The following is a 6,125-nucleotide window of genomic DNA, read 5'->3' on the forward strand; positions in this document are numbered from 1 at the left end:
GGAGCCGTTCCGGTGCTCCCGCGGGCCTCGTCCGGCGCGCCTCAGCGCGGGCCGGGATGCTCCCCGAGCAGTTTCTCCGCCTCGGTCAGCAGGCCCGCCACCACCCGGCCCGCCGGTTCGACGGCACCGATCGCGCCCACGCTCTGGCCGGCGTAGAGCGCCATCGCCGCGATGTCACCGCGCGTGGTGCTGGTGGGCGACACCATGCTGCGCGCCGGGACGCGCATCTCGGCGCCGCCGAACTCGATGTCGCCGACGAACTCCGCCTCGGTCGCGCGGGCGCGCTCGACGCACGAGGCGATCACCCGGTGCGGGGCGTCGGGCCACATCACGGCGAAGGTGTCGGTGATCTCGGTCTCGGTGGCCGCCACCAGTGCCCGCTTGTAGTCGGGGTGGGCATCGGCCTCGTCGGTGGCCACGAACCGTGTGCCCAACCTGGCCGCGGCGGCCCCGGCGGCCAGTACGGCGGCCACGCCGCGCCCGGTCGCGATGCCGCCCGCGGCGACCACCGGCAGGTCCACCGCGTCCAGCACCTCGTCGGGCAGCGGCAGCAGCGCCCGCTCGCCCCGGAGGTGCCCGCCGGCCTCCGTGCCCTGGACGACGACCAGGTCGCAGCCGGCGTCCTGGGCGGCCTTGGCCTCGCGCAGCGAACCGACCTGCCAGGCAGCCAGGGCGCCCCCGGAGTGGACGCGCGCCACCAGGTCCGGGTCGGGGTCGGCCCAGAAGAACTCCACCAGCCGCAGCCGCTGGGCGGCGATGTCCAGGCAGGCGGGATCGTCCAGGAACGGCACGATCACGTTCAGGCCGACGGCTCCCCGGGTGCGCGCCGTGACCTGGTCGAGCAGCTGCGTCAGCACCGGTGGCGGCGCGAGCGGGAAGGCGACCATGCCGAGGGCACCGGCGTTCGCGACGGCGACGGCGAGGTCGATGCCGGACACCCAGCCCATGCCGGCCTGCTGGATGGGAGCGGTGCACTCCATCAGGGACGTGAAACGTGTGTGCAGGACCACGGGGAACGCCTTTCGGGGCGAGTTCTCTACCGGACCGTTCTGCGCGCGCGGGCCGCCGTGGTGTCGGCAGGAATACGGCGGCCGAAGGGAATGCCCGACGAGAATAGGGCAGCCGCCCGTCCTGGCGCCATCCCGACATCACCCCTCTGACCTGCGAAAACTCTATACGTCAGGGCGGTGTCAGCGCGCTGTGGGAAGAGGCCGGGATTACGGGTCCTTCGCCTTCGTCGCCGTCAGCAGGAAATCAGCGGGCGGCGCCTACCCTGATCGCCGTGACGGATTTCGACAAAGAACCGCTGGTTCGCGCCGTAAAGCAGGCATTCGACTATCTGGACGAGCTGCCCGAGCGCTGGGTCGCCGCCACCGCACGGACCGAGGATCTGCACGCGCTGCTCGGCGGCCCGCTGCCCGACGGTCCCGCTCCGGCCACCGACACCATGGACGTCCTGCGCCGGGTGCAGGAGGAGGGCGGTGTGGTCGCCAGTTCCGGTCCGCGCTACTTCGGTTACGTCATCGGCGGCACCCTGCCGGTCGCGATCGCCGCGGACTGGCTGGTGTCGACGTGGGACCCGGCGGCGGGCGTGCACGAACTCGGGCCGGCCGTCGCCGTGGCCGAGCACACCGCCGGGCAGTGGCTGCTGGAGCTGCTGGGCCTGCCCCGGACGGCGTCGGTCGGGTTTCCCACCGGCTGCACGATGGGCCATCTCACCGCGCTGGCCGCCGCCCGCCACCATCTGCTGGCCCGCGCGGGCTGGGACGTGGAGCAGGACGGGCTGCAGGGAGCCCCGCGGCTGCGGGTGATCGGGGGCGAGCAGCGCCATCTCACCATCGACCTCGCCCTGCGCTACCTGGGCATCGGTGCCGGGCGCGTGGAGGTGGTACCGGCCGATCACGAGGGCCGGATGAGCCTGGAGGGCCTCAAGGCCGTACTGGCGGAGGGCACCGGGCCGGCCATCGTGTGCGCGCAGGCGGGCGATGTGCACTCGGGCGCCGTCGATCCACTGCGGGCGATCTGCGAGATCGCACACGAGCACGACGCCTGGGTGCACGTCGACGGCGCGTTCGGACTGTGGGCCGCGGCGAGCCCGAGGCTGCGTCCGTTGGTGGCCGGGATCGAGGCGGCCGACTCGGTGGCGAGCGACGCGCACAAGTGGCCCAACGTGCCCTACGACTGCGGCCTGGTCTTCGTGGCCCACCCGGAGGCGCACCGCGCGGCGATGCTGACCGAGCGGGCGGCCTATCTGCCCCCCGGCACCCCGTCGGAGCGCGACAACATCGAGTGGGTGCCGGACTTCTCCCGGCGGGCCCGCAGCCTGCCGGTGTGGGCGGCGCTGCGCACGCTCGGCCGGTCAGGGGTGGCGGAACTGGTCGAGCGGTGCTGCGACCTGGCCCGTCACTTCGCGGAGGGCATCGCCGCGATCCCGGGCGCGCGGGTGCTCAACGAGGTGGCGCTGAACCAGGTCATGGTGCGCTTCGGGGACGACGACGCCCTCACGCGCGAGGCCATCGCCCGCCTCCAGCGGCGCGGTGTCTGCTGGTTCGGCGGTACGGCGTGGCACGGACAGACGGCGATGCGGGTGTCGGTGTCCTCCTGGCGCACCACACGGGACGACGTGGACCGTTCGGTCGAGGAGATCCGCGCGGTCGCCGCGGAGCTGCTGCCGGTGCCGTCCGCACACTGAACAGGAAATACGGGAGAAACGGCGGACGTCCGTACAGGGATTCGTACGGAAATATCGTCCGCCGTTTCAGCGCTTTCCTGGTCTCAGCTCCATGTCAGGGGCGAGTCAGGACCTCTGTGCCACTATTGAAGTGCAAGGGAGAGGTACCCAAAGCGGCCTAATGGGGGTCCGGAATCATCCGGACAGGGCTCTGCCCACGTAGGTTCGAATCCTACCCTCTCCGCGCCGAAGAGGGCGGGTCACCGGGAAATCGGTAATCCGTCCTCTTCCTGTTGCGCCGCGGCATTCCGTAAGACGCCCGTCAGGGTCCCATCAGCCCTTCTTGGAATAATTGTCCCTGCGTTTCGGCGACATCGAACGGCTGGTCGTGTTACCGATCGGGAAGCCGTTGGATCCGCCCATCCAGGCTCTGTTTTCCATCGAAGCTGGAGGAATGGTGTCCCGCACATACCAGGCCACCGGTACGGCCGGGCACGCCGCGCTCGTGGACGAGATATCGTCCTGGCTCGCCCTGGACGCCGACGACGTCGACCACAAGCACGCCGCGCGGCGCGACCACGCCCTCACCGCGGTACGCGCCCTGAACGAGGACGCGGCCGCCGGTGACACGGAGGCCTTCCACCTGCAGCAACTGCTGCTGTCCAGGATCTACACCACCGTCGTGCAGCTCCCCAAAGGCACGTCCGCCGAGGGCTCCGCGCTGCTGCACGAGGTCACAAGACTGCTGGAGAACGCCACCGTCGCCCTGGAGGACGGCTGCATCACGCCAAGCACGCTCGAACAGGCACCGACCGAGCCGCGGCCGTACCTGTCGTGGCTGAAGGGCCTCGTGCGCCGGCACCGCGCGTTCAAGCACCCCTACTACACGGAGTTCATCCGCGACCAGGCCGGACACGACGACCTGCGCACCTATGTCGTGCAGGAGTCGCTGGTGGACGGCCGGTTCGACGATCTGCTCGCGATGATGCAGGTGGGCACGGCGGGTGCCGCCAAGATGGAGATCGCGAACAACTACTGGGACGAGATGGGCAACGGCGATCCGGACCAGGTGCACACCCATCTGTTCAACAAGATCTACGAGGTGTTCGACGTCCGCGAGGACGACATGGAGTCGGTGATGACCGCCGGTGATCTGCTCACCGGCAACCTGGCCGTCCTCGTCTGCCGCTACCGGCGCCTCTACGCGGAGGCGGTCGGGTTCCTGGGCATGACGGAGTGGCTGGTACCGGACCGCTTCACCGACGTGGTGCACGCCTGGGAGCGGCTCGGGCTCCCCCCGGTCGGCATCACGTACCACCGGCTGCACATCACGGTCGACTCGCAGCACGCCGCCGGCTGGTTCCACCACGTCGTCCTGCCGGCCGCGCACGACGCCCGGATGCGGCGGGGCATCGCCCGCGGCGCGCTGTGGCGGGTGAACTCCTCCGCCCGCCTGCTGGACGAGCGACTCGGCGCGGCCCGCGGGGCCGTCGCCACGGCCTAGGCGGCCTCCACGGGAGGTGCCGGCAGAGCGGGCCCGGAGACCGGCCCGCGGTCCGCTCCGGGCCACCGGCCCCTCCACCGCCACGACCACCTCCCCTCAGGAGCGCGAGAGATGCATCGTGACCTCGTCGTGGTGCCCGTCGACCACCGCGGCCCCGGCCGGGCCGTCGTGCTGCGCACGGGACGCCGCCCCGGCGGACGCCGCGTGGGGTACGCCTTCAGCAGCCCGGACGACCTCATCCGGACCCTGGGCTCGGGACAGCCGTGGTTCCGGCTCACACACGCGGCCCTGACCTCCCTGCTGGCACCGCTCGGCATCCGGGAGGTGGTGGTCGACCCGACGTCGGTCGCGGACCCGCCCCCTCCGACCGAAACGGCAAGCAGGGCGACCGTACGGCCCCGGCAGGATTAATGTCCGGCACACCCGGCCGAGATCAATCGTTCAATCAGCGCCGACAATCGATGCCGGAAATGTATATTACCCACTCTTGACTGCATTCGGGGCTTGCGGCCACGCGATGTGCATGCAACCCTCGACAGAACCTGCCTAAAATCGAACAGCATGCCACAAGATTGGCCTGGGAGGCGACTCCATCTGTGCACGGGGGAATCACCGGATGCATGCGGTCCTGGTTAGCGGAAGCAACCTGGGATCCACCCTGCCCTATTTGGCCTGCCTGCATTCTGGTCCGCGAGTCCCTGCCGCACCTCTGACATCCGAGTCGGCCACAGCTCCCTAACGGCACGTTTGAATCGTCCGCGCGAAAGGGTTGCCGTGTTCACTTTCTCCATTCTCGGAACGATCGAGATCCAGGGCACAAAAGGGGCGGTCAGGGTTTCCGGAATCGTTCAGCAGACCCTGCTCACCGCGTTTCTGGCCGGCGGCGAGGAGGTGATCACCGTGGATGCCCTCATCGACGAGCTGTGGGGTACGACACCGCCCGCCAAAGTCGAGAACGCCCTTCAGGCGCAGGTCAGCCGATTACGGCGCTGCCTGGAGAGGGCGGAGCCGGGACGAGTGGAGTCCCGGCTGACCAAGCGTGCGGCCGGGTACCGGTTCGCCGTGGAACCCAAGGAGGTCGACGCGCTGACCTTCCTGCACACCATCGACGCCGTACGGGCCGGACTGGACAGCGATCTCGTCCGGGAATTCCGGTCGGCGGTCGAGGAGTTGCGCAACGCGCTCGCCCTGTGGCGCGAACCGCTCTTCGGTGGAATCGCCGGCGGACCCATATGCCGGATGGCCGCCGACAGATACCGGGAGGCCCGGAGCCTCGCACACGCACTGCTTTACGAATTCGAGCTGCGTGACGGCGCGCACGCTCGCGTACTCCCGGAAATAAGGGAGCTGTACGCCCAGAACCCGTTCAACGAGCAGTACTGCATGATGCTCATGACGGCGCTTTACCGGACCGGCCGCCAGACGGACGCCCTCGATGTCTACCGGAGACTGCGGGAAAGTCTGGACCAGAATTTCGGCCTGGAACCCTCCCCGGTGCTGCGCCGGTTCGAACGGGCCATTCTCCTGCACGATCCGAGCCTGCTCGCGGAGCGGCTCCCCTTCGCCACCGGCGCGATACCCGTGAGCGCGCGGGGGCAGGCGTCGTGACCGGCGTCCCCTCCTGACACACACTCGGGGCGGACAACCGTGCGAGCGGTCGGCGTACCGGGCACCGGCCCGCCGACCGTCCGCGCCCCCGCGGTCTCAGCCCAGGCCGGTGACGACCGACTTGGTCTCCAGGTAGCCGTCGAGGGCCTCCTGACCCATCTCGCGTCCCCAGCCGGACTGCTTCTGGCCGGCGAAGGGCACCGCGGCGTCCAGCGTGTTCCAGGTGTTGACCCAGACCGTTCCGGCCCGTAACGCCGAGGCGGTCCGGTAGGCCTTGGACAGATCGCGGGTGAAGACGCCCGCGGCCCGGCCGTAGGCACTGTCGTTGGCCATGCGCACGGT

Annotated in this window: 6 protein-coding genes and 1 tRNA gene; 5 read left to right on the forward strand and 2 right to left on the reverse strand. The window is 70.0% G+C overall.

Annotated elements, in window-relative coordinates:
* Positions 1-41 precede the first annotated feature (41 nt).
* The gene (locus tag KVT45_RS41105) at positions 42-1,010 is read right to left on the reverse strand and encodes a nitronate monooxygenase family protein (protein WP_217554515.1); all 969 of its coding nucleotides are present in this window, start codon (positions 1,008-1,010) and stop codon (positions 42-44) included.
* Between the two features lie 272 nt (positions 1,011-1,282).
* Here KVT45_RS41105 and KVT45_RS41110 point away from each other — a divergent pair, with 272 nt between their 5' ends.
* The 5 genes from KVT45_RS41110 to KVT45_RS41130 all read left to right on the forward strand — a co-directional run bounded on the left by KVT45_RS41110 (position 1,283) and on the right by KVT45_RS41130 (position 5,783).
* Positions 1,283-2,692: an aminotransferase class V-fold PLP-dependent enzyme gene (locus KVT45_RS41110; protein ID WP_217554516.1), complete on the forward strand. Its 1,410-nt coding sequence runs from the start codon at positions 1,283-1,285 to the stop codon at positions 2,690-2,692.
* A 137-nt stretch (positions 2,693-2,829) separates the two neighbouring features.
* Positions 2,830-2,915: transfer RNA gene (locus KVT45_RS41115), tRNA-OTHER, on the forward strand.
* A gap of 210 nt (positions 2,916-3,125) precedes the next feature.
* Positions 3,126-4,175: an iron-containing redox enzyme family protein gene (locus KVT45_RS41120; RefSeq protein ID WP_217554517.1), complete on the forward strand. Its 1,050-nt coding sequence runs from the start codon at positions 3,126-3,128 to the stop codon at positions 4,173-4,175.
* A 111-nt stretch (positions 4,176-4,286) separates the two neighbouring features.
* Positions 4,287-4,586, forward strand: coding sequence for an SAV_915 family protein (locus KVT45_RS41125; RefSeq protein WP_217554518.1), 300 nt, complete (start codon positions 4,287-4,289; stop codon positions 4,584-4,586).
* Positions 4,587-4,949: 363 nt separating this feature from the next.
* Entirely contained in the window at positions 4,950-5,783 is an 834-nt protein-coding gene (locus tag KVT45_RS41130; RefSeq protein ID WP_308311021.1) for an AfsR/SARP family transcriptional regulator, read from the forward strand.
* Positions 5,784-5,879: 96 nt separating this feature from the next.
* Here KVT45_RS41130 and KVT45_RS41135 read toward each other — a convergent pair.
* On the reverse strand, positions 5,880-6,125 hold a 246-nt coding region (locus KVT45_RS41135; RefSeq protein ID WP_217554520.1), incomplete at its 5' end, for an aldehyde dehydrogenase family protein.

This window comes from Streptomyces sp. GbtcB6 (genome assembly GCF_019091475.1).
In the GTDB taxonomy this organism is placed as follows: Bacteria; Actinomycetota; Actinomycetes; order Streptomycetales; family Streptomycetaceae; genus Streptomyces; species Streptomyces hyaluromycini.

Excerpts from the sequence above, each read along its gene's own strand:
- KVT45_RS41120 (WP_217554517.1), top strand. The coding sequence starts at position 3,126 with ATGGTGTCCCGCACATACCAGGCCACCGGTACGGCCGGGCACGCCGCG.
- KVT45_RS41125 (WP_217554518.1), top strand. The coding sequence starts at position 4,287 with ATGCATCGTGACCTCGTCGTGGTGCCCGTCGACCACCGCGGCCCCGGC.